Genomic DNA, 22,094 nt, shown 5'->3' on the forward strand with positions numbered 1-22,094 from the left:
GGGTCGGGGCAGACCCGCAGGCTAGATGAAGGCCGGGTGGAGGGCGCGGTCGTGGGCGAGGGGGAGGCGGGCCCAGACGGCTCGGCCGCCACCGACCTCGTGGGTGCCCCAGGTGATCGCGAGGTTTCGGACCAGCCACAGGCCGCGGCCCCCCGTGTCGCCAGGGGCGGCCTCGTGGACGGCGGGCGGAGGAGCGTTGTCGTTCTCCGGCCCGTCGTCGAAGACCTCGATCCGCAGTTCACCCGCGTCGGTGTCGTGCGCGATCTCCAAGGCCACCACTCCACCTGGCCGTCCCGAACGCGAATGCCTTATCGCATTGGCCACCAATTCCGTGACCAGTAGCAACACGTCGTCGGCCTCCGCGTGGTCGGCGGCGGCGAGGATCGCGCGGGCGCAGTGACGGGCGACCGAAGCCGAGACGGCGACGCCCGGCAGCGTGATTCTTCCGAGCATCATCGACTCACCTCGTGGATACGCCGGGACGGGCGTGGACATCGCATGCTGCCGAACGGACGGGTCGAAAGAATGACGGGCACTTTTGGAACGTTAAAAGTCTTCTCAAACACTGGTTCGCTCCAGAAGGGAGTGGCCGTGTCCCCGAACACGGCGTACGGCTGGACGCGCACACGTCGAACGCGGTGGAGGAAGCGCGTTTTGTGGAATGAGGTGCGGAGGCATGCGACTGCGCCCCGTGCTGTCTGTGCCGCCTGTGTGCCTGTCGTGCCTGTCGTGCCTGCGGTGATCCGACAGCCGATCCGGAGCCGGCCGGGTCCCTGTTGGGCGGCAGGACGATACGACGGCATGCCCGCGCGTCGGCGCGGGCCTCGCGGTGTTCCGTGTTGCGCGGCGGAATTCGCAACACAAGAATCCTTCCCCGTAAGGACTCACTTTATCGGCGATTCTGGCGCGGCCGATATCCCCAGTAGTGATGTGTAGCCACAGATTGTTAGACCTCCCCCGAGAAGTCCCTTTAATAGGCTATAACGCCCGAGCGCTCGCCGCTCACATTAAATCCACTATTTCACCCCACCCGCCCACGGATGTAGTCAGCCCGCCCCGCCACCATCGCACGGAGTACCCCAACCCGATACGCAGGGGGGATGCGCCCCCCACAGCCCCGAGCGGAGGCTGACGGGCATGGAGTTGCTTGCCGTTGGCGTCCTGGCGTTCTACGCGGCCGGGTATTTCGTGCTGGCCGGGGCCGACCTGGGAACTGGAATGTTGTTCGGATACCTGGGCCGAGGCCGGGCCGAGCGCAGGATGGTGCGGCTGGCCATCGCGCCGTTCTTCCTCACCACCGAGGTCTGGCTGGTCGCGACCGTCGGAGTGGTGGCGGGCGTGTTCCCCGCGCTGGAGAAGCCGCTGATCCACGGCCACTATGAGGCCGTGGTGCTGCTGCTGGCCGGTTGGATCATCAGAGACCTCGGCCTGTGGTTCTACGGGGGCGGCGGCCGGGTGCCGCTGGTCGCGATCACGGCGGGAAGCTGGGCCGTCGCGATCGCGTGGGGGCTGGTGTTCTCGGGGATCACCGGGCTGAGCCCGCTGGCCGGGGTGCCGGTGGTGGCCGCGCTGTTCTGCGTCCACGGCCTGACGTTCGCGGCGCTGCGGCTGAGCGGCGGGCCCCGGGAGCGGGCGCGTCGGTTGTCGGGGGCGTCGGGCGAGCGTGTCGCGTTCGCGGTGACGGCGGGGACGATGGCGCTGCTGTGCCTGATGACCGGGTCGCGGCTGCCGCTGCGGGATTCGGTCGTGGAAGGCGCGGGACTGGTGCCGGTCCTGGCGGTGGTGACGCCGCTGCTGGTCGGGGCACAGGTGTGGGTGTGGTGGATGTTCCGGCGCCGGGTGTCGCCGGACGACCCGGACCCGCTGGGTGCCATGCCCAGAGCCGCTCAGGCGTCGTCCGGGACATAGACCCAAGCCCCCGGCTCCTCATCAGGCGTCGCCGGGACGGGCCCCTGAGGCCCGGGGACCGGCTCCGGCGTGCGCCGGGGGTCGCGTTTGCCGCGGTAGCTCTCCAGCCTGTCGGCCATACAGGTTCCATACCCGGCAAAACACCGGCCACCAACCCCCCATACCGGTGCTGACCTGCGGGAAACCCGAGCATCCACCGCCTACCGTGGTGTCCATGGCCCGCGCCACGGTGGTACGCGCGATCGTGGCCCTGGCCGTGGTCGTGGGCGCGCTCGTCCTCACTCTGACCAAACCGCCCCGCCTGGGCCTCGACCTGCGCGGCGGCACCCAGCTCGTGTTCGAGACGAAAGACTCGCCGACGGTCGTCGCCGACGCCGAGTCCACCGACCGCACCCTTGAGGTGCTGCGCCGCCGCACCGACGCGCTCGGCGTGGCCGAGCCCAACCTGGCCAGGTCCGGCGAGCGCCGGATCATCGTGGAGCTGCCGGGCGTGCAGGATCCGCGTGAGGCCGCGCGGGTCATCGGCCGGACGGCCCAGCTCACCTTCCACCCGGTGCTCCCAAGCGAACAGGGCGCCACCGTCGTCCTCACCGACGAGAGCGGCACGCGGCTGCCGCTCGGCCCCGCCCGGCTGACCGGAGCCGCGGTGAGCGACGCCCGCGCCGAGACCAATCCGCAGGTGGGTCCCGGCTGGTATGTCGCGATCACCTGGCGGGAGGACGGGCGTGCGGAGTGGGCCCGGCTGACCGGCGAGGCCGCCTGTTACCCGCCGGGCGATCCGCGCCGCCGGATCGCCATCGTGCTGGACCGCGACGTCATCTCATCGCCGCAGGTCAACACCGACGTCCGCTGCGGGGTCGGGATCACGGGCGGCGCCACCCAGATCACCGGCGGGTTCGGTCCCGAGGAGGCGCAGGACCTCGCCGTGCTGATCAAGGGCGGGGCGCTGCCGGTGCCGGTGGCGATCGTCGAGCAGCGCACGGTGGGGCCGACGCTCGGCGCGGCGGCGATCGCGGCCAGCGCGCGGGCGGCGGTGGCCGGGGTGCTGCTCACCGCGCTGTTCATCATCACCGTCTACCGGCTGATGGGGGTGGCGGCGACCATCGCACTGGCCTGCTACGGGCTGATCGCCTACGCCGCTCTCGTGGGGCTCGGCGCCACGCTGACGCTGCCCGGCCTGGCCGGGTTCGTCCTCGCGATCGGCATGGCCGTGGACGCCAACGTGCTGGTCTTCGAACGCGCCAGGGAGGAGTACACCGCCGCCGGATCGCTGCGCGGCGCGCTGGACCGGGGGTTCCGCAACGCCTGGAGCGCCATCGCCGACTCCAACATCACCACGCTGCTGGCCGCCGGGCTGCTGTTCTACCTGGCCTCGGGGCCGGTGCGCGGGTTCGGGGTGACGCTGGGCATCGGCGTGCTGGCGTCGCTGGTGTCGGCGATGCTGATCACCCGGGTGCTCGGGCAGTTCGTCGTGGACCGCCGTGCCGTCCAGCGACGGCCCGCGCTGTCCGGCCTGAGCGAGCTCGGCCGGTTCCGGGAGTGGCTGAACCATCGCGATCCGGACGTCATGGGACGGCGGGCGCTGTGGCTCGCCGCCGCCGGCGCGCTGCTGGTCGCGTCGCTGGCCGGGCCGACGGTCAAGGGCCTGAACTTCGGGGTGGAGTTCACCGGCGGCCGTCTGGTGGAGTACTCCTCGGCCCGCCCGGTGAACGCCGACACCGCCCGCGAGGCGGTCGCCGGAGCCGGGTTCCCCGACGCGGTCGTGCAGACCTCCGGCGACGACATCTCCGTGCGGACCGGGCAGATCTCCAACGACGACGTGGCGCGGATCGGGGCGGCGCTCTCCCGGGTCGCGGGCGGCCAGGTGGTCAGGCAGCGCGACGAGTTCATCGGGCCGAGCCTGGGCGCGGAGCTGCGCCGCAACGCGCTGATCGCGCTGGGCGTGGCGCTGGCTGCGCAGTTGCTCTACCTGGCGTTCCGGTTCCGCTGGACGTTCGGCGCGGCGGCGGTGCTCGCGCTGTTCGTGGACGTCTCGGTGGTGGTCGGGGTGTTCGCCTGGCTGGGCAAGCCGATCGATGGGGTGTTCCTGGCGGCGATCCTGACCGTGATCGGCTATTCGGTGAACGACAAGGTGGTGGTCTTCGACCGGGTCCGGGAGACCTGGGGACGGCACCGCAAGACCCCCTTCCCCACCGTGGTGAACACCGCGATCCTGCAGACGCTCCCCCGCACGGTCAACACCGGGCTGGGCGTGCTGTTCATCCTCGCCGCGCTCGCCGTCTTCGGCGGCGACACCCTGCGCGACTTCGCGGTCGCGCTGCTGATCGGCATCGTCGTCGGCACGATCTCGTCGGCGCTGGTGGCGGGGCCGCTGGCGATCGTGTTCGAGGGCCGCCACCCGCACCCGCCGCATCCACCGAAGAAGCGAACGCCCCGGTCCCGCGAGGGGTCCGGGGCGGTCGTGTGAGCGCTGGGGCTACCCGACGGTCAGGTAGACCTGGCCGAACGCCTCGGAGAGCTTCTTCAGGTCGGCCGCGACGTCCACCTCGGGGGTGGTCGGGTTGTAGAGGGTGGCCATCCGCGGGCGCACCTCGTCGAGCTTGGTGAGCTGCTCCCACGACGCGCTGGACGCGTGCTTCTCGCCCATGATCCGGTAGACCTGCCCCTTGGAGTCCTGCCAGCGGCTCCACAGGTTGACCGATCCGGCGGCGCCGTCCACGAGGGCCTGGGAGATCCGCTCGGCGATGTTGGCGGTGCTCTGCGCGGGGGTGAGCGCGGAGGCGCCGGGGCCGGCGAAGGAGGCCTCCTCGGCGGAGACGTGGCCGTAGACGTCCCAGGCGCGGGAGCGGACCATGGCCCACTGGTTGCGCAGCGCCCGCTGGGCGTCGAGCTTGTAGGGGGCGTACTCGGTGCGCATCAGCCCGCCGTCCAGGGCGATCTGGTCCACCGCGCCGGTGGTCAGATAAGCCTCGATCTTGTCCGGCGTGAGCAGCGGGTACTTCTTGGCCATCGCGTCGCGGCAGGCCTGGTTCGCGCCGCAGCCGAACTCGGGCACCAGCGTGTGGACGGCCAGCTTCTTGCCGGGGGCCGCCACGCGCAGCGCCGCCGAGGTGGACTTGACGAACCTGGCCAGGTCGGCCGCGTCGGTGAAGGTCCCGTTGAAGCCGAGCTGGGAGCTGAACCGCACGCCCATCACGCCGGGCTGCTGGGCCAGCGCGCCGACCCGCTTGACGGCGGCGGTGAACTGCTCGGCCCCCGCCTTCCAGTCGTCGGCGAGTTCGGTGTCGATCCAGACGCGCAGCCGGGCCTGCGTGGCGGCGGCGACGGACCGGCCTTCGGCGCTCTGCGCGGCGGCCTGGGTGTCGGCCGCGCCGACCGCGAGCTTGCTGGCGTCGACCGGGGTGCCGTCGATGGAGCAGATCGCGCCGGGCGTGTCGCACTCGGGCGGGCCCTGCGGCTCCTGGTAGTCCTCAGGGGCGGCATCGCCCTCGCCGCGCGGCTGGCCGTCACCCTCGCCGTCGTTCGGGCAGACCGCGCCGGGCTCGGTGCAGTCGAGCACCGGTCCGAGGATCGGGTCGGCTTCCTTGAGGTTCTTGCCGTCGTCCTGGAGCCAGAAGCGGACGATGTCGAGGACGTCCTCCGGGTCGGCCATCTTGTCGCAGCGGATGTAGTCCGGCGCGTTCTCGCCGTCGTTGAGCTGCCGGCAGTAGTTCGGGTCGTCCTGCGAGTAGGCCGCGCCGGGTAGTCCCACGCCGAACAGGATCACACCCGCTCCCAGGGCGAGCGTCCTGCGGAGGTTCCATCGCATGTCTACTCCCGGGGGGCAGGGAACCGGTGCGGGCCGAACGACCGGTCAGGTGGGGCGGCCGGTCACATAGATCGCCAGGAAACCCTACCGATCACAAACCCGACAAGCCAGGCCCAACTGTAAAGACGGGTCATGAGGCGCGGTCACAGGTCGGTGTGACCGCTGGTCCGCAGGCCCGGGCCCGCCGTCCGCATGCCCAGGCCGAAACGGGCCTCCGGCTCGCGGCGGCCCTCCAGGATCTCCGCCACGTAGACGGCCAGCGCCGGTGCGTGCTTGAAGCCGTGCCCGGACTCGCCGCCGAGCACCCAGGTGTTCTCGGCCACCTCGGCGATGATCCACTCGGCGTTCGGGGTCAACACGTACTGGCACACCTGGCCCAGCAGCACGTGCGCCCCGGCCAGCGCCGGGAAGCGTTTGCGCAGGTAGGCGCGGGCGGCCTGCTCGCTGCGCGGGGACACCCGCCGGTCGCCCCGGTCAGGGTCGTACGGCGGGCCCTCCTCGTCCGAGGTGACCTTCATCCCGGCCCCGCCGAGGTCGCCGTGGCCGTACATCGAGCCGTCGAAGTCCACCCAGGCGGGCACCGGCGGCGTGCGCCACTCCTTCGGGACGGCGAAGTGCAGGGTGTCCTGCCGGGTCACCTCGACCTCGGCCACCTCGGGGTAGACGTCGGGCAGCCAGGCGCCGACCGCCCACACCACCCGGTCGGCCCTGATCAGCTCGGCGCCGACGCGCACCGCGCCGCCGCCGTGCGGCTCGGCCCGCCCGGTGACCAGCCGCACCCCGGCGTCCACCGCCAGCCCGGCCGTGACCTGGACGGCCCGCCGCGCCCGCAGCACCCCCGCCTTCGGCTCCCACAGTGCGAACGCCAGGTCACCGCCCCGGTAGTCGGGGAACAGCCGGGCCGGACGGCCGGGCTCCCAGATCTGGCAGGGGATGTCCAGGCGTTCCAGCGCGCGGGCGCTCTCCCGCTCCCAGCCGTCCACACGCCGGGCGAACCACAACATCCCGGACTCCACGAACAGCTCCTCGCCGACCCTGCGCCCCAGCGCCAGCCAGCGTTCCCTGGCCTGCCAGGCCATCCGCGCGTACCACTCGTCGGCCCCGTGCGCGGAGCGCAGCAGCCGGGTCTCCCCCGCGCTGGCCTGCCGCAGATGCCCCGGCTGGTACTGCTCGACAAGGGTGACCCGCCACCCTCTCTCGGCCAGGGCGAGCGCCAGCGACGTGCCCCAGATCCCCGCCCCGACGACGACGGCCGACTTCATGCGCGGCATACTCCTTCCGCACGACACTCCTCCGGGCTCGTCACCACCGTGACCCAGGGACGGTCCGATAATCAAGGAATGGCCGCGGAGTCGTCTCAGACCTTGGAACGCGGGTTGCGCCTGCTACGCCTGCTCGCCGAGGGGCACGGCGGGCGAACGCCGTCGGAACTGGCCGGGCAGCTCGGAGTGAGCCGCGCGGTCTTCTACCGCCTGCTCACCACCCTGCAACAGGAGGGGTTCGCGCGACGCGACGGGCGTGGGCGGGTGCACCTGGGGTTCGGGGTGCTCACGCTGGCGCGCGGGGTGCATCCGCTGCTTCGGGCGGCGGCCCTGCCGACGCTGCGCGCGCTCGCCGAGGGCGTCGGGGCGACGGCGCACCTGACGGTGGCGGAGGGCGACGACGGGCTGGCGGTGGCGGTGGTCGAGCCGTCGTGGACCGACATGCACGTGGCGTACCGGGAGGGCGCGCGGCATCCGCTCGACCGGGGGGCGGCCGGGCTGGCGATCCTGGCGCTGCGCGAGGGCCGGGGCGGCTACCTGGTCACGGAGGGGCAGCTCCAGGAAGGGGCGAGCGGTGTCGCGGCGCCGGTCGGCGGCCCGCCTGGCTTGGAAGCCTCAGTGGGGGTAGTGGCGTTCGGACGGCTCGACACGGCCCTGGTGGGGCCGCGGGTGGTGGCAGCGGCCGAAGAGCTTGCACGCGCGTTCGGTTGACAATCTTTTGCCCATCCTTGAGGGTCGTACGTATATAGGACAATTGAGTCCGATAACCGGACACTCAGGAGTTGTCAGGGATGCCCTACTACCGCGTGGCTGGCGAAATCCCCCGCAAGCGCCATGTCCAGTTCAGGAAGCCGGACGGCGGTCTGTACGCCGAGGAGCTGATGGGTGAGGAAGGATTCTCGTCCGACTCCTCGCTGCTCTACCACCGCCACCTGCCCACCGCGATCGTCAAGTCCGAGGCGGTCGCCGAGGGGACCCGCGGTGAGCTGGCCCCCAACCTGCCGCTCTCCCCACGCCACTTCCGCACCACCGAACTCCCCGAGACCGGCGACCTGGTCACCGGCCGCCACCTGCTCGCCGGGAACGCGGACGTCCGCATTTCGTACGCCGCCGCCCGCTCACCGAGCGAGCTGTATCGCAACTCGATGGGCGACGAGTGCGTCTACGTCGCCGGCGGACGCGTCCGGCTGGAGACCACCTACGGGGCGATCGAGGCGGGCGACGGCGACTACCTGGTCATCCCGACCGGCACGATCCACCGCTGGGTGCCGTACGGCGAGACCGTGTCGGTGCTCGCCGTCCAGGCGGCGGGGCACATCCGGCCGCCCAAGCGCTATCTGTCGCAGTTCGGCCAGTTCCTCGAACACGCCCCCTACAGCGAGCGCGACCTGCGCGCGCCCACCGAGCCGCTGCTCCAGGAGGGCACCGACGTGCCCGTGCTGGTCCGCACGCGCGGCGGGCTCACCCGGCTCACCTACAAGAACCACCCGTTCGACGTGGTCGGCTGGGACGGCTACCTCTACCCCTACGCCTTCAACATCGCCGACTTCGAGCCGATCGTGAAGCGCACCCACGCGCCGCCGCCCGTCCACCAGACGTTCGAGGGCCCCGGGTTCGTCATCTGCTCGTTCTGCCCGCGCCCGCTGGACTTCCACCCCGAGGCCATCCCGATCCCCTACAACCACCACAACGTGGACTCCGACGAGTTCATGTTCTACGTGGGCGGCGACTACAGCGCCCGCAAGGGATCGGGCATCGACGTCGGGTCGATCTCGCTGCACCCGGCCGGGTTCACCCACGGGCCGCAGCCCGGCGCGGTGGAGGCCGTCGTGGACGCGGTCGCCCGCGGGCTCACCGCGACCAGCGAGCTGGCCGTGATGATCGACACCTTCCGTCCGCTGGACCTCGCCCCCGCCGCGCTCGCCTGCGAAGACCCCGCCTACGCTTGGACATGGGCCCGATGACCGCCGCATTGGAGCACACCATGAACCGGCTTTTCGCTCGGCTGGTGGACGACGCCGGCCTGTTCCCGCCCACCTCACTGCCGATGGGCGACGCCCTGGCCAGGCACCGCGCCGACGCCGAGGCGGACGCCCCGGTGCTGACGCACCGCTTCCTGTGCCCGCTCAGCCGCGTCCCCGACCTGCGCCGCCACGACCCGGCCCCCATCCGGCTGGGGCTGATCGTCGACACCTCCGAGACGCCGGATCTCGACGGCCTCACCGTCGAGCTGGTCGAGGTCAGGCCGCCCGCCGAGGCCCTGGTGCCCGCGCCCCGGCGGCCCGACCTGCTGGTGCCCTGGCTCCCGGAGGGCGCGCGGCTGTTCGTCGAGGTCCCGCCGCACTCGCCGCCGCTGGCCGTCGGACCGGGCGTCGGGCTCAAGGTCCGCTGCGGCGGGCTGGCGCCCGAGGCGTTCCCCAGCACCCACGAGCTGGGCTCGTTCATCCGCCACTGCGTGAGCGCGGGCATCCCGTTCAAGGCCACCGCCGGGCTGCACCACGCGGTGCGCCACTTCGACCCGTCGCTCGGCGTCTACCGTCACGGGTTCCTCAACCTGGTGATGGCCGTGTGCGCGGCCGTCGAGGCGCGCGACCCGGTCCCGGTGCTCGACATGTGCGAGCCCGCCGACCTGGTGCGCCTGGCCCGCGCCACCTCCGAGTCCGTCGCCACCCGGGCGCGGGAGCTGCTCGTCTCCTACGGCTCGTGCTCCACCACCACCCCGCTGGCCGACCTGGCCGAACTCGGCCTGGTCACCGGCACCGCACGCGCGAAGGAGCACACGTGACCGACGCGACCGGGGCTTCCGGCTTCGGAACGGACCACCTCCCCTACGGTGTGTTCTCCCGCGAGGGAGAGGCGCCCAGGGTGGGCGTCAGGTTCGGCGACCAGGTCCTCGACCTGGCCGCCGCGCTGGGCGACGAGGTGTTCGCCGCGCCCTCGCTGAACCCGTTCATGGCGCGCGGGCGCGCGGCCTGGGGCGAGACCAGGGGACGGGTCCGCGACCTGCTCGCCGCCGGGAGCGCCGAACACCTGGTGCCGCTGACCGAGGTCCGGATGCACCTGCCGGTCGAGGTGGCCGACTACGTGGACTACTACTGCTCGCTGGAACACGCGTCCAACATGGGCAGGATGTTCCGGCCGCAGGACGAGCCGCTGAAGCCGAACTGGCGGCACCTGCCGGTCGGCTACCACGGGCGGTCGGGCACGATCGTGGTGTCCGGCACGCCGGTGGTGCGGCCGTGCGGGCAGCGCGGCGCCGGGGTGTTCGGGCCGTCGGCGCGGCTCGACATCGAGGCGGAGGTCGGGTTCGTGATCGGCACGCCCAGCGCGCTCGGCACACCCGCCGGGGCGTTCGAGGAACACGTGTTCGGCGTGACGCTCGTCAACGACTGGAGCGCACGAGACATCCAGGCGTGGGAGTACGTCCCGCTGGGGCCGTATCTGGGCAAGTCGTTCGCCACGTCGATCTCGCCGTGGATCACCCCGCTGGAGGCGCTGGAGGCGGCGCGGGTGGCGGGCCCGGAGCAGGACCCGGCACCGCTGGACTACCTGCGGCGCGACACCCACTGGGGGCTCGACCTTTTGTTGGCGGTCGAGCTGAACGGGGAGGTCGTCTCGCGCCCACCGTACCGGGGGATGTACTGGACGGCCGACCAGATGCTCGCACACATGACCGTCAACGGGGCCTCGCTGCGCACCGGCGACCTGTTCGCCAGCGGCACGGTCTCGGGCAGCGGCCCCGGCGAGCGCGGCTCGCTGATCGAGCTGAGCTGGAACGGCTCAGAGCCGCTGAAGCTCGCGGACGGCGAGACCCGGTCGTTCCTGGAGGACGGCGACACGGTGACCATCACCGCCACCGCGCCCGGCCCGAACGGGCCGATCAGTCTGGGCGAAGTGTCGGGGACCATTCGACCTGCACGAAATGTGACTCAGCGTGCTCAATCGATGACCGAACGGTAATCTGGGGCCGCCTACCGTCCGAACTCCCCGGCAAGGAATTCCAATGCGGCGCGCCGCGGCCCTCAGCCTCATCGTCCTGCTCCTGCTCGCGACGCCCGCCTGCGCGGCCGCTCCACGACCGGCCGCGCAGGGGCCGGACCACGCGCTGCGCATCACGCCCGCGCCGGGTCCGGCGCGGGCGGCCCCCGGCCAGCCGATCATGATCACTGCCAACGGCGGCACGCTGCGCGAGGTCCAGGTGACCTCCGGCGGCGTGCCGGTGCCCGGCCGGTTCGCCCCCGGGCGCACCTCATGGCGTTCCTCCCGGCCCGTCGTCCCCGGCAGGGCCTACCAGGTGCGCGCCGAGGGAATGAGCCCGAGCGGCGATCCCATGGCCGCAGGGGGCCGGTTCCGGGCCGCGCGTGCCGGGCAGACGCTGGGCGTCCGCTACGTCTCACCGCTGCCGGGCGAGACGGTCGGCGTGGGCGCGCCGATCATCGTGGTGTTCGACACCCCCGTCCACGAGCGGGCCGCCGTGGAGCAGGCGCTGCGCGTGCACACCTCCGGCGGGCCGGTCGCGGGCGCCTGGCGCTGGATCGACGACACCCAGGTGATCTACCGGCCGCGCGCGTACTGGCCGTCCGGCACGCGCGTGCGGCTGACCGCCGACCTCGCCGGAGTGCGCGCCGCCGACCGCACGTACGGCGTGGCCGACCACACCTCCGACTTCGCCGTCGGGCGCCGCCAGATCAGCCACATCGACACCCGCGCCAAGCGGATGACCGTCACCGTGGACGGCCGGGTCGTCCGGCGGATCCCGATCAGCGCGGGAAACGCGCGCACCCTGGAGTACACCACCACCAGCGGCACCCACCTGACCATGGAGAAGGCCAACCCGGTGCGGATGGTCTCCCCAGGCAGGAAGAAGGGCGACCCCGGTTACTACAACGTGCTCATCGACCACGCCGTGCGCATCTCCAACAGCGGCGAGTACGTGCACGCCAAGAACAACGTCTGGGCCCAGGGCCGGGTCAACGTCAGCCACGGCTGCGTCAACGTCCGCCCCGACCTCGCCGCCTGGTTCTACGACCGCTCACTGCGCGGCGACCCGGTCGTCATCACGGGAACGAACCGCCCGCTGGAGTGGTGGAACGGCTGGGGCTACTGGCAGATGCCATGGTCCCAGTGGCGCGAGGGAAGCGCCCTTCCGGAAGGCGGGCTCTCCCGATGACGGCACGATCACAATCGAGACGATGCCCCACCTTGCGGGGTTACGGTGGAATCCTGGGGGAACCTTCACGCGGGCTGGCCCGTTGTACTCTCAGGAGGGCCGAAACATGGACGACTGGGTTATCTGGTTGGTCCTTGCGGTGGTCCTGGGCGTGGCCGAGATCTTCACGCTGACGGCGGCGCTGGGGCTGCTGGGGGGCGCCGCGCTGCTCACCACGGTGGCGGCCGCGATCGGGCTACCCGTGCCGTTGCAACTGGTGGTGTTCACGATCTCCTCGGTCGCCGGGCTCGTCGTGCTCCGCCCCATAGTCGCCCGCCGCCACATCCGCCAGCCGCCGCTGCGCCGCTTCGGGGTCGAGGCCCTGGTCGGCAAGACCGCCTACGCTGTGACCGAGGTCACCGGCCGCGCCGGCAGAGTCCGGATCGGCGGCGAGGAATGGTCGGCGCGCGCCTATGACGAGACGCTCGTCATTCCCGAGGGCGCGGCCGTTGACGTCATGCAGATCGAGGGCGCGACTGCCCTCGTTTACCCTCGGGAGTGAGCGTATGGAAGCCCTACTCATAGCCGGCGTGGTGATCGTCCTCTTCGCGGTGATCACCGTGCTCCGTTCCGTGCGCATCGTGCCGCAGGCACGCGCCAGAAACGTGGAGCGTCTCGGCCGTTACCACCGCACGCTCCAGCCCGGCCTGAACTTCGTGATCCCCTACATCGACCGGGTCTACCCGGTGATCGACCTGCGCGAGCAGGTGGTCTCGTTCCGCCCGCAGCCGGTGATCACCGAGGACAACCTGGTCGTCGAGATCGACACGGTGCTCTACTTCCAGGTCACCGACCCGCGGGCGGCGGCGTACGAGATCGCGAACTACATCCAGGCGATCGAGCAGCTCACCGTCACCACGCTGCGTAACGTGATCGGCTCCATGGACCTGGAGAAGACCCTCACCTCCCGCGACACGATCAACAGCCAGCTTCGCGGCGTCCTGGACGAGGCCACCGGCAAGTGGGGCATCCGCGTCAACCGGGTCGAGATCAAGGCGATCGACCCGCCCAAGACGATCAAGGACGCGATGGAGAAGCAGATGCGGGCCGAGCGGGACAAGCGGGCCGCCATCCTCAACGCCGAGGGCCAGCGGCAGTCCCAGATCCTCACCGCCGAGGGTGAGAAGCAGAGCAACATCCTGCGCGCCGAGGGTGAGCGCACCGCCGCGATCCTCAAGGCCGAGGGCCAGTCCCAGGCCATCGACCAGGTGTTCCAGGCGGTCCACCGCAACGACCCCGATCCCAAGCTGCTGGCCTACCAGTACCTCCAGGTGCTGCCGCAGCTCGCGCAGGGCGAGAACAACACCTTCTGGGTCATTCCCAGCGAGGTCACGTCGGCGCTGCAGGGCGTCTCCAAGGCGTTCACGCAGGCGCTGCCGCCGTCCGAGGCCACCCGGCAGCAGTCGCCGGAGACCGCGCAGGCCGCGTCCGCCGCGGCGCAGGAGGCCGCCCAGGCGGCCAGGGCCGCCGAGGAGGCCGTCGCCGACGCATCCGTCCCCGAATCGGGGCCGCGCCAGCTCAACCCCGCCGCGGCCGAGGCCGACCCGTTGCAGGACCTCCAGCACCGCCCAGTGCAGCTGCCCGGGCAGCAGCCCGGGCAGCAGCCCGGGCAGCGGCCCGCTCAGCCCTGACGCAGGGTCTCCGCCAGCCGGGAGATCGCCTCGTGCCCGTGGCCCGCGTCGATCGCACGACTCGCTGATCGCTTACGCGGTGGCCATGCGCACCGGGCCGTGGCGGCCCTCGACGACGGCGACCAGCAGAGGGCGGGCGCTGGGGAAGACGTCCAGGTCGACGCCGAGCGCGGCCAGTTCGTCGCGCGCCTCCGACGGCCGGGGATGCCCCGCCGCGAAGGACACCAGCCGCACCAGCGGCAGGCCCGACGCGCCCGGATGCCGGGTTCTGCCCCACTCGATGAGGAACGGCACGACGCTCGCGGCGCGTGGCGGCGTCAGCCGCCACTCAAGCCGTATGCCGCCCACCGCGGACCGGCGGGACATGGCGATGGCGTCGCCGGGGTCGTAGCCCTCCGCCCTGGCCTTCTCGACCTGCACGTCGATGTCGTTCGCCGGCGCGGCCCAGGTGGTCAGCGACGGCTCCCGCAGGCCGTCGATCCCGAACCACCGGCCGTCCCTCGGCGCCGGCTGCTCCGGATCGGGGCCGATGATCTCCAGGTAGCGCCGCCCGCCCAGCCCGACCAGCCGGTTGCGGGTGCCGAACCCCGGATGCGCGCCCCCTTCGGCGGTGTGCACGCCGAGCCTGCCCTCCAGGTCGGCCACCGTCGCGTCGAGGTCCGGCGTGGCGTATGCGAGATGGTCGATCATCGCCTGTCCTCCTGCGCGCGTTCACTCGGGGGAATCTGCCGATCGTGAACGCCTACCCGCCTGTGCGGACGGCACGCCCCCAGGGCGTCAGGACTCGCCGTTCGCGGCCTGGGCGGCGAGGACCGCGTCGCCGTGCTCGTACGCCCACGTCCCGAACGCCTCGATCGGGCTCAGCAGGCCGCGGCCGAGCTCGGCGGGCCGCATCGGGCCGTGGCGCAGCGCCCACACCACGACGGAGTTCCAGGTGTTGGACGTCCAGTGAACCCGCGCCGGGCACGAGGTGCTGGTCGGCGGCGGCGACGGCGGCCTTCGTGATCGGCCTGTGGTTCGGCGGCGCGGACGCCCAGGCCATTCTCCCGCCGCTGTCGCACGTCACTGGGGAGAAAAACCGAATTCCTCCTACGATGGGGTGCGGTCCACTTCTCTCGCACCCCCACGGAGGCCGTCGGCATGGCGCGACGATATGACGAGAATTCGGGGATGAAAAACCGGCGGATCGGCGCCGCGCTGGCCGTTTCGATTCTGCTCCCGGCATCGGGTTGCGGCGTTCTCAACCGGCTCGCCGGGCAGCAGGGCTACACGATCCCGAACGAGGCGATGGCGCCGACCATCAATGCGGGCGACCATGTCACCGGCCGTCTGACCGACGGTGAGTACTTACCGAGGGCGGGCGACATCATCACGTTCAAGGCCCCGGACACATGGACGCGCGGGCAGGCGGGAAAAATCCTGATCTCGCGGGTGATCGGCGTGCCCGGAGTCGCGGTGAGCTGCTGCGACTCCGCCAATCGCCTGATTCTGAACGGCCGGCCGCTGGACGAGCCGTATGTGGCGGACGAGTTCTCGGCGCCCAGTCGGTTCTCTCCCGTCACTGTCCCCCCTGGCCGTTTGTGGGTCCAGGGCGACAACCGCGGCAAGGCCCTCGATTCCCGCGCCTACCGAACCTCCCCCGGCGGCGGCACCATTCCCGTGGCCAACGTCGTTTCGGTCATTGAGATAAGCGAGAAGTGAGCGAACCGAAGTGTCCTTGACATCTCCCCGCCCACCGATTGAACGCGGTGCACGGGGAGACGGTCAGGACTGCGATATGAAGTGCAGGATCACGTTGTGGACGTGATGGCTCTTCTGCTCTCCCCGGAACTCGACCTCGTAGACGTGGGTGCCCACGTTCACCGCGATGGAGCCCGAGGAGAAGAACGACCCGGCGAAGGACTTGTTGCTGACCACGCTGACGCTGGTGATCTTCGAGTAGGGGATGCTGGTGATCGCCATCTTCTTCCCGATGAAGGACTTGTCCTGAATGATCACGCGGCGGTCGGTGAGGCCGAGGAAGCCGGTGCCCGCGCCGATCGCGTCGTAGACGGCGATGATCTGCTCACCGGGCATCAGCCCGCTCTGGATCTGCTGAAGCTGTTCGGGCCTGTCGTGCGGAATGGTCTGTGTCATCTTGACCCCCGGAATACCGATCGACTACCCGAAATGGTAGATCAGCGCCTTCTCCGGGGATGCTTGGTCGGTCCGCTCGCGTGGGGCATGCGTGCGGCGGGGATCGCGCCCAGCCGTCCGGCCTGGTAGTCCTCCACGGCCTGGATCAGCTCGGCCCTGGTGTTCATCACGAACGGCCCGTAGTGCGCCACCGGCTCCTTGATCGGACGCCCGCCGAGCAGCAGCACCTCCAGGTTCGGCTCGTCGGCGGGCTGCTTGACGTCGGCCGTCACGCCGAGGCGTCCGCCGGGCCCGTCGGGGCCGCGGTCCGGCCCGAACACCACGAGCTGTCCCTTGTGCACCGGCCGGCGGTCGTCGCCGACCGCGCCCTGACCGGCCAGGATGTAGGCGAGGGCGTTGAAGTCGGGGTTCCAGGGCAGCTCAAGGGCCGCGCCGGGGCCGACCGTCGCGTGGACCACGGTGATCGGGGTGAAGGTCGCGCCGGGGCCGCTGTGCCCGGCGACCTCGCCCGCGATCACGCGGATCAGCGCGCCGCCGTCCGCGGACGACAGCAGGGCGGCCTCACCGCCGCGGATGTCCTGGTAGCGGGGCGGGTTGAGCTTGTTGGCGCGCGGCAGGTTGACCCAGAGCTGGATCCCGTGGAACAGCCCGCCGGACATCACCAGGTGCTCCGGCGGCTTCTCGATGTGCAGGATCCCGGCTCCGGCGGTCATCCACTGGGTGTCGCCGTTGGTGATCGTCCCACCGCCGCCGTTGGAGTCCTGGTGCTCGAAGACGCCGTCGATGATGTAGGTGACGGTCTCGAACCCGCGATGCGGGTGCCAGGACGTCCCCTTGGGCTCGCCGGGCGCGTAGTCCACCTCGCCCATCTGGTCCATGTGCAGGAACGGATCGAGCGTGGCCGGCGGCACACCGGCGAACGCCCGGCGTACCGGAAACCCCTCTCCCTCGAACCCGCTCGGGGCCGTGGTCACCGACAGCACTTCCCGCCGCCGGGCGGAATCGGGCTGCGGTACACGCGGCAGCGTGAGCGTATCGGCGGTGACGGCAGGCATGACCCCTCCATACAAGTTGAATATTCAACTTCAATACCAGGCAACACCGTCCACCTCGCGAGCATTCCAACCCCCCCAGGCAGTGCCCACAAGGCCATACAGGCCGATCGTAAGCCAGAGAATTCACTCCGACACGCCCCAAATCGCAAGTATTGGGGGCCGCAACCGGACAACTGCCCCGTCGGGGGGCGCTCAGACGTAGGGATCCGTGGCGATCTCATGCATCAGCCACGCGGTGAACAGCCGCAGCCGCCGTCCGATCGGACGGTCCTTGGGCCTGATGAGGTAGTAGGCGCTGCCCGGATCGACCTCGACGTCGAACGGCCGGACCAGCGCGCCGGACCGCAGGTCGTCGTGGATCAGGCCGGAGAAGAACAGCGCGGCGCCGTGGCCGTCCAGGGCTAGCCTGCGCAGGGTGTGCGAGTCGTCCACCCGCTCGGCGCGCTCGGGCACGGCCGTTCCCGCGCCCGCCGCCTCGAACCAGGCGGCCAGGTCCTCCGTGCGGAACTCGTACATGAGCCGGTGCCCGAGCAGGTCGCGCGGCGACGGCCGGGCGGGCAGTCCCCGCAGGAAGCCCGGACTGCAGACCATGGTCAGATCGCCGCGCAGGACCGGCGTACTGTGGACGTCCGGCAGGTCTCCCCGGCACCAGTTGATGCCCGCGTCGAGGTCGCCGTCGCGGAAGTCGGCCGGCTGGTAGGCGTGGTGCAGCCGCAGGCCGATGTCGGGATGGCGGGCCCAGAACCGCGCCAGGCGCGGGGTCAGCCAGCGCGCCGAGAAGTACGGGGCCACGCTGACCGTGAGCGCCTCCTGCCGATCGGCGCTCTTCACCTCGCGCACCGCGCGGCCGAGGATCCCCAGCGCCCGCGTGCACTCGGGCAGCAGCCGCACGCCGTGCGCGGTCAGCTCGATCCGCCGGTGCAGGCGCGTGACCAGCGGCACCCCGAGCTCCTCCTCCAGGTGCCGCACGTGGTGGCTGAGCGCGGCGGGCGTCACGTAGAGCTCCTGGGCGGCCCTGGCGAAGCTGAGGTTGCGCCCGACCGCCTCGAAGGCGCGGAGCCTGGTCAGCGTGCCGGTGTCCAGGTCCATCCATGCACCATATGTCGGACCCGTTCTGGTGGCGGAGCGGTCACCAGAGCATGACCCCGCCGACGCCGTCGCGCAGCGCGCGGCGGTAGGCCAGGTCGGCGGCGACCATGTCCTCCATGCCGATCCCCATCGCCTTGTAGACGGTGATCTCGGCGTCGTCGCGCCGACCGGCCGCCGGGTCGAGCGCCACCGCGCCCAGCGTGGCCGCCGTGGCCGGATCGGCGCCGGACAGCTCGGCGCAGCCGACCGGCGCGGGCCGGAAGGCGTCGGCGCACTCCACGAAGAGGCGGTGCCGTTCGGCCAGCTCGCGGGGCAGCTCGCCGTCCGGGGGGAAGTAGCCGACCGACGACACGTGCGTGCCCGGCCTGACCCAGTCCGGGTCGAGCACCGGCCTGGCCGAGTGCGTGGCCAGGCAGACGACGTCCGACTCGCGCACCGCGGCGGCGAGGTCGTCCGTGGCGTGGGCGAAGGACGTGCGGGCGGCCAGCCGTTCGGCCTCCTCCGGATAGAGGGAGCACACGTTGACCCGCTCGAAGTCGCGGACCAGCGGCAGCAGCCGCAGGTGCTCGCGGGCCTGCACGCCCGCGCCGACGATCGTGACGACCCGTGCGTCACGCCGGGCCAGCAGCCGCACGGACAGCACCGCCGAGGCGGCGGTGCGGATGCCGGTGATGTAGGTGCCGTCCATGACGCAGGTCGCGGCCCCGGTGTCCGGATCGAAGAGGTTGATCATCGCCAGGTGGCCGGGCAGGCCGAGGCCGAGGTTGCCGTCGAAGACGTTCACGATCTTCACGCAGAGCTGCGCCCCCGGGCGCCAGGCGGGCATGGCGAGCGAGAAGCCCTTGCCGGGCACGACCACCTCGGGCCGGGACGGCGAGCGGACCTCGCCGAGTTCCAGCGCGCGGAAGCCGTCCCGCAGGCCGTCCAGCAGTTCCCGCAGGTCGAGGCACTGCTCCACCTGCGCCTCTGAGAGGGTGCGGACCTCCCGCTCACCCTTGACGATCTCGAACGCGGCCCTGCTCGCCGTACCGGCCATGGCGTCTCCTCGTCGGCTCGCGCGTGTTCTGAACGCTGTGACGTCCCGAATGCTGTGACGCGTCCGATTCTGCGCACGGCGGCGAGTTCCGCTCAACCGAAAAGTTCGGCCTTCGCCTGAGCGAGACTAATCCGAGCGGGGTTGCGCGCCATGCTGCCCGTCGCCGTGGGTGTCGATCCTCGGCAGGGCGGACAGCGCGGTGGTGTAGTCGGTGCCCGTCGCCTGCAGGAGATCCACGATGACGGAGCGGAGCTGAGCAGTCAGCACGTACGCGGAGAAGTCCTCGCGGTCGGTGTGAACGCCGCGCACCCGGGCGGCGACCGAGATGATCTCCGACCTCGCCCCGACCGGCTCGCGTCCCTCGGCCAGTTCCCTGCGGATGGCCCGGGTGGCGGCGGCCAGGTCGGCGAGCGCCCCCGGGAGCTCGGTGGGGATCGTGTGCTCGACGCGCAGCGCCGAGTTGGCGCGGCGCAGCAGCACGCGGGTGTTCCGGAGGGCGTGGTCGACGTGCGTGGCCGCCGTCTGATAGCGGGCCAGGTGCTCCCGGCGGTGCCGGTAGAGCGGGGAGATCCTGGTGATCTCCTTGCTGGTCTGCAGCGCCTCGTTGAAGTCGTCCACCGTGCTCTGGGTCCGGCGCGCCTCCCCCAGGGCCTCCGCCCCCAGCTCCATGTCATGCCTGGCCAGCGCGTCTGCGGTGGCCTCCAGCGCGTCGGCCAGCGCCTCGAAGAGCGGCCCGGCGCGCCGGTGCACGATGGTGAACGGACTCGCCGGGAACAGCGCCACGGCGACGACGCCGAGCACCCCGCCGAGCAGCGCGTCCACCATCCGGTCCAAGCCACCGCTGCCCGACGGAGGCAGCAGCGTGGCCACGAGCACCGCCGAGGTCCCCGCCTGCAGCACGATCGTGGTGCCGCTGTCCAGGAAGACGGCGACGGCCATGGCCAGCGCCACCACCAGGGCGAGCTGCCACCAGCCCGAGCCGATCCGCGCGATCAGCAGGTCGCCGACGCCCACGCCCACGCTGACCCCGACCACCATCTCGGCCAGCCGCCGCAGACGCCGCCCGACCGCGACGCCGATGCACAGGACCACCGCGATCGGCGCGAAGAACGGCCGGCTGTGCGCGAGGACGTCCTTGGCGATCACCCACGCGAGGCCGGCCGCGAGCGCGGTCTGCACGATCGTCGGAGCCACGATGGACAGGCGGCGCCTGCGTTCCCGCACGTCGGCGCGCACGGCGTCGCCACTCAGCCGCACCTCGCCCACCTCCGCTCGCCCGTTGGTCCCCCGGGGTTCATACCCTCGCGAGCGGGCGGACTTCCGGCGTCAGGGGATGTCGAGGAACTCGACGAGCACCGGGGCGAGCGCCTCCGCGTCCACGTCGTGCGTCTGGCCCTCCAGCTCGCGATACTCCGCGCCGGGCACATCGGGTCGCGCCTCACCGCGCAGTGCGGCGAGGTGCTCGTCGAGGCGGTCGTGACGATCGACCCATACCTGCCGGTGGCGGGCGATCCAGCCCGCCGCGGCGTCGAGCCGCTCGGCGTCCAGCACGCACGGGCGCGACTGGGCGCTGCGGGTGCGTGAGATCAGCCGGGCGCGTTCGAGGACCCGCAGGTGCTTGGACACCGCCTGCTGGGTCATCTCGAACGGCTCCGCGAGCTGGTTCACCGTCGCCTCGCCCTCGGCGAGGCGCTCCAGGATCGCTCGCCTGGTGGGATCCGCGAGCGCCGCGAACACCAGGCTCAGTTCGTCGTCTACGACAGCCACGGCACGACCCTACACACAACCATTGAGCTGCACAACTCAATGGTTGTTTGCCGTGGTCGGAGACTACTTCCGGAGGGTCGAGGAGACCACCTGCGGCTTGCCCGCGCCGAGGAAGAAGATGCCGGGGAATCCCTCGGTCTCGAACCCGGCGCTCGGGTTGCGGCGCAGCGTGGAGCGCTCGATCCGCAGCGTGCCGGTGCGGTCGTTGCTCACGAAGAACACCGCCCCGCCGCCCTCGCGGGCGCTGTTGCCCTCGACGCGCGACCGCACGATCTTCACGGTGAAGCGGTCGCCGTCGGTGTAGATCGCCCCGCCGCTGCCACCGCCCGGCGTGCCGCGCCGGGCCGGGTTCGCGCCGCGCCCGATCGCCTTGTTGTTGGTGAACACGCTGTCGACGATCGTCCAGGAGACGTGGATGCTGCTCAGCGCCCCGCCGTTCGAGCAGATGCCGCCGGTGAACGTGCTCTTGACCACGTTGATCGGCCCGTCCCGGTAAGGGTCGAGCACCCGGATCGCCGCGCCGCCGAGGTCCGGCCCCGTGGAGTCACAGCGGTTGCCGACGAACCGGGCGTTCGTCACATCGAACCGGCCGCCCCTGACGAAGATCGCCCCTCCGCCGCCGCCGTCCTTCTGCTGCCCCGTCGCGTTGCCCCGGGCGAAGGTGATCCCGCGCACCGACAGGTACGGGGTGGACTGCGCGGTGCAGTTCGCGGCGGTCAGGGTCAGCGACCTGTCACAGGTGTTCATGTAGAGGATTCGCCGCACACCCTCACCGCTCAAGGTGACCTTGCCGCCGCCGTCGATCACCACCCGGGCACTGGTGTTGCGCACCTTTGCGGTGGCCTTCATCGCGATGGTCACGGGCTTGGAACCGCACGAGAACTTGATGACCCCGCCCCGCGCCACGGCCGCGACCACGGCCTGCGACGTGCAGCTGGCGGGCGTCCCGTTCCCGACGACCCGCGTGGGCAGCACCGCCTGCTCGACGGCCTGCTCTCGGGAGGCACTCGCCGGTTGCGCCAGCGCGGGCCCAGACGCGGGCAATAACGCACCGATCACAACAGTGGCGACAATAGGAGCGTTTCTTCCCAGACGCATGCCGCCGATCGTAGCCACGCCCCACTCCCGTGTCCCCGAAACCGAGGCGCGCCTTCCGGCACGCGGGTCCATGTCCACTCTCGGCCACACGTACG

General features: G+C 71.5%; 22 protein-coding genes. 10 read left to right on the top strand and 12 right to left on the bottom strand.

From position 1 onward, the window contains the following. Positions 1-21: 21 nt before the first annotated feature. Positions 22-456: an ATP-binding protein gene (locus P3X83_RS34640; RefSeq protein WP_277309560.1), complete on the bottom strand. Its 435-nt coding sequence runs from the start codon at positions 454-456 to the stop codon at positions 22-24. Positions 457-1,137: 681 nt separating this feature from the next. Between P3X83_RS34640 and P3X83_RS34645 the strand changes: the two genes are divergently transcribed. Together P3X83_RS34645 and secD are read left to right on the top strand one after the other, a co-directional pair. After that, the gene (locus P3X83_RS34645) at positions 1,138-1,908 is read left to right on the top strand and encodes a cytochrome d ubiquinol oxidase subunit II (RefSeq protein WP_277309561.1); all 771 of its coding nucleotides are present in this window, start codon (positions 1,138-1,140) and stop codon (positions 1,906-1,908) included. 214 nt (positions 1,909-2,122) lie between these two features. After that, positions 2,123-4,375 carry a protein translocase subunit SecD gene (secD, locus tag P3X83_RS34650; protein ID WP_277309562.1) on the top strand — a complete coding sequence of 751 codons (2,253 nt, stop codon included), beginning with the start codon at positions 2,123-2,125 and terminating at the stop codon, positions 4,373-4,375. A 9-nt stretch (positions 4,376-4,384) separates the two neighbouring features. Here the strand turns inward: secD and P3X83_RS34655 are convergent, their stop codons facing one another. Together P3X83_RS34655 and P3X83_RS34660 are read right to left on the bottom strand one after the other, a co-directional pair. After that, positions 4,385-5,716 (bottom strand): hypothetical protein, encoded by a 1,332-nt coding sequence (locus tag P3X83_RS34655; protein ID WP_277309563.1) that lies wholly within the window; start codon positions 5,714-5,716, stop codon positions 4,385-4,387. Between the two features lie 143 nt (positions 5,717-5,859). After that, positions 5,860-6,978, bottom strand: coding sequence for an FAD-dependent oxidoreductase (locus P3X83_RS34660; protein WP_277309564.1), 1,119 nt, complete (start codon positions 6,976-6,978; stop codon positions 5,860-5,862). 78 nt (positions 6,979-7,056) lie between these two features. Between P3X83_RS34660 and P3X83_RS34665 the strand changes: the two genes are divergently transcribed. From P3X83_RS34665 to P3X83_RS34695, 7 genes are all read left to right on the top strand, one after another. Continuing rightward, positions 7,057-7,689: a helix-turn-helix domain-containing protein gene (locus P3X83_RS34665; RefSeq protein ID WP_277309565.1), complete on the top strand. Its 633-nt coding sequence runs from the start codon at positions 7,057-7,059 to the stop codon at positions 7,687-7,689. A gap of 80 nt (positions 7,690-7,769) precedes the next feature. Beyond that, positions 7,770-8,942 (top strand): homogentisate 1,2-dioxygenase domain-containing protein, encoded by a 1,173-nt coding sequence (locus P3X83_RS34670; protein WP_277309566.1) that lies wholly within the window; start codon positions 7,770-7,772, stop codon positions 8,940-8,942. 20 nt (positions 8,943-8,962) lie between these two features. Then, positions 8,963-9,763 (top strand): hypothetical protein, encoded by an 801-nt coding sequence (locus tag P3X83_RS34675; protein WP_277309568.1) that lies wholly within the window; start codon positions 8,963-8,965, stop codon positions 9,761-9,763. After that, on the top strand, positions 9,760-10,938 hold the full coding sequence (fahA, locus tag P3X83_RS34680) for a fumarylacetoacetase (protein ID WP_277309569.1): 1,179 nt from the start codon (positions 9,760-9,762) through the stop codon (positions 10,936-10,938). Before P3X83_RS34675 ends, fahA begins: the two co-directional genes overlap by 4 nt. 43 nt (positions 10,939-10,981) lie before the next feature. After that, positions 10,982-12,148: an Ig-like domain-containing protein gene (locus P3X83_RS34685; protein ID WP_277309570.1), complete on the top strand. Its 1,167-nt coding sequence runs from the start codon at positions 10,982-10,984 to the stop codon at positions 12,146-12,148. A gap of 106 nt (positions 12,149-12,254) precedes the next feature. After that, positions 12,255-12,689 carry an NfeD family protein gene (locus P3X83_RS34690; protein WP_277309571.1) on the top strand — a complete coding sequence of 145 codons (435 nt, stop codon included), beginning with the start codon at positions 12,255-12,257 and terminating at the stop codon, positions 12,687-12,689. A gap of 4 nt (positions 12,690-12,693) precedes the next feature. Then, a complete protein-coding gene (locus P3X83_RS34695) occupies positions 12,694-13,818 on the top strand; it encodes an SPFH domain-containing protein (RefSeq protein WP_277309572.1) in 1,125 nt (374 codons plus the stop codon). Positions 13,819-13,890: 72 nt separating this feature from the next. On the opposite strand, the gene P3X83_RS34700 is transcribed toward P3X83_RS34695, so the two are convergent. Together P3X83_RS34700 and P3X83_RS34705 are read right to left on the bottom strand one after the other, a co-directional pair. After that, a complete protein-coding gene (locus P3X83_RS34700; protein ID WP_277309573.1) occupies positions 13,891-14,508 on the bottom strand; it encodes a VOC family protein in 618 nt (205 codons plus the stop codon). Between the two features lie 87 nt (positions 14,509-14,595). After that, positions 14,596-14,739 (bottom strand): hypothetical protein, encoded by a 144-nt coding sequence (locus tag P3X83_RS34705; RefSeq protein WP_277309574.1) that lies wholly within the window; start codon positions 14,737-14,739, stop codon positions 14,596-14,598. A 219-nt stretch (positions 14,740-14,958) separates the two neighbouring features. On the opposite strand from P3X83_RS34705, the gene lepB reads away from it, so the two are divergent. Then, on the top strand, positions 14,959-15,519 hold the full coding sequence (gene lepB, locus P3X83_RS34710) for a signal peptidase I (RefSeq protein ID WP_277309575.1): 561 nt from the start codon (positions 14,959-14,961) through the stop codon (positions 15,517-15,519). Between the two features lie 63 nt (positions 15,520-15,582). Here lepB and P3X83_RS34715 read toward each other — a convergent pair whose 3' ends face one another. The 7 genes from P3X83_RS34715 to P3X83_RS34745 form a co-directional block, all read right to left on the bottom strand. Beyond that, the gene (locus tag P3X83_RS34715) at positions 15,583-15,954 is read right to left on the bottom strand and encodes a PH domain-containing protein (RefSeq protein ID WP_277309576.1); all 372 of its coding nucleotides are present in this window, start codon (positions 15,952-15,954) and stop codon (positions 15,583-15,585) included. A gap of 41 nt (positions 15,955-15,995) precedes the next feature. After that, positions 15,996-17,009, bottom strand: coding sequence for a pirin family protein (locus P3X83_RS34720; RefSeq protein ID WP_277309577.1), 1,014 nt, complete (start codon positions 17,007-17,009; stop codon positions 15,996-15,998). Positions 17,010-17,201: 192 nt separating this feature from the next. Then, entirely contained in the window at positions 17,202-18,098 is an 897-nt protein-coding gene (locus tag P3X83_RS34725) for a LysR substrate-binding domain-containing protein (protein WP_277309578.1), read from the bottom strand. 40 nt (positions 18,099-18,138) lie between these two features. Next, the gene (locus P3X83_RS34730) at positions 18,139-19,134 is read right to left on the bottom strand and encodes an ornithine cyclodeaminase family protein (protein ID WP_277309580.1); all 996 of its coding nucleotides are present in this window, start codon (positions 19,132-19,134) and stop codon (positions 18,139-18,141) included. 126 nt (positions 19,135-19,260) lie between these two features. Further along, positions 19,261-20,391 (bottom strand): FUSC family protein, encoded by a 1,131-nt coding sequence (locus P3X83_RS34735; protein ID WP_277309581.1) that lies wholly within the window; start codon positions 20,389-20,391, stop codon positions 19,261-19,263. Between the two features lie 69 nt (positions 20,392-20,460). After that, positions 20,461-20,901 (bottom strand): metalloregulator ArsR/SmtB family transcription factor, encoded by a 441-nt coding sequence (locus tag P3X83_RS34740; RefSeq protein ID WP_277309582.1) that lies wholly within the window; start codon positions 20,899-20,901, stop codon positions 20,461-20,463. A gap of 63 nt (positions 20,902-20,964) precedes the next feature. After that, entirely contained in the window at positions 20,965-21,999 is a 1,035-nt protein-coding gene (locus P3X83_RS34745; RefSeq protein WP_277309583.1) for a hypothetical protein, read from the bottom strand. Positions 22,000-22,094 lie beyond the last annotated feature (95 nt).

The sequence above is a fragment of the Spongiactinospora sp. TRM90649 genome (assembly GCF_029382225.1).
Taxonomy (GTDB): domain Bacteria; phylum Actinomycetota; class Actinomycetes; order Streptosporangiales; family Streptosporangiaceae; genus Spongiactinospora.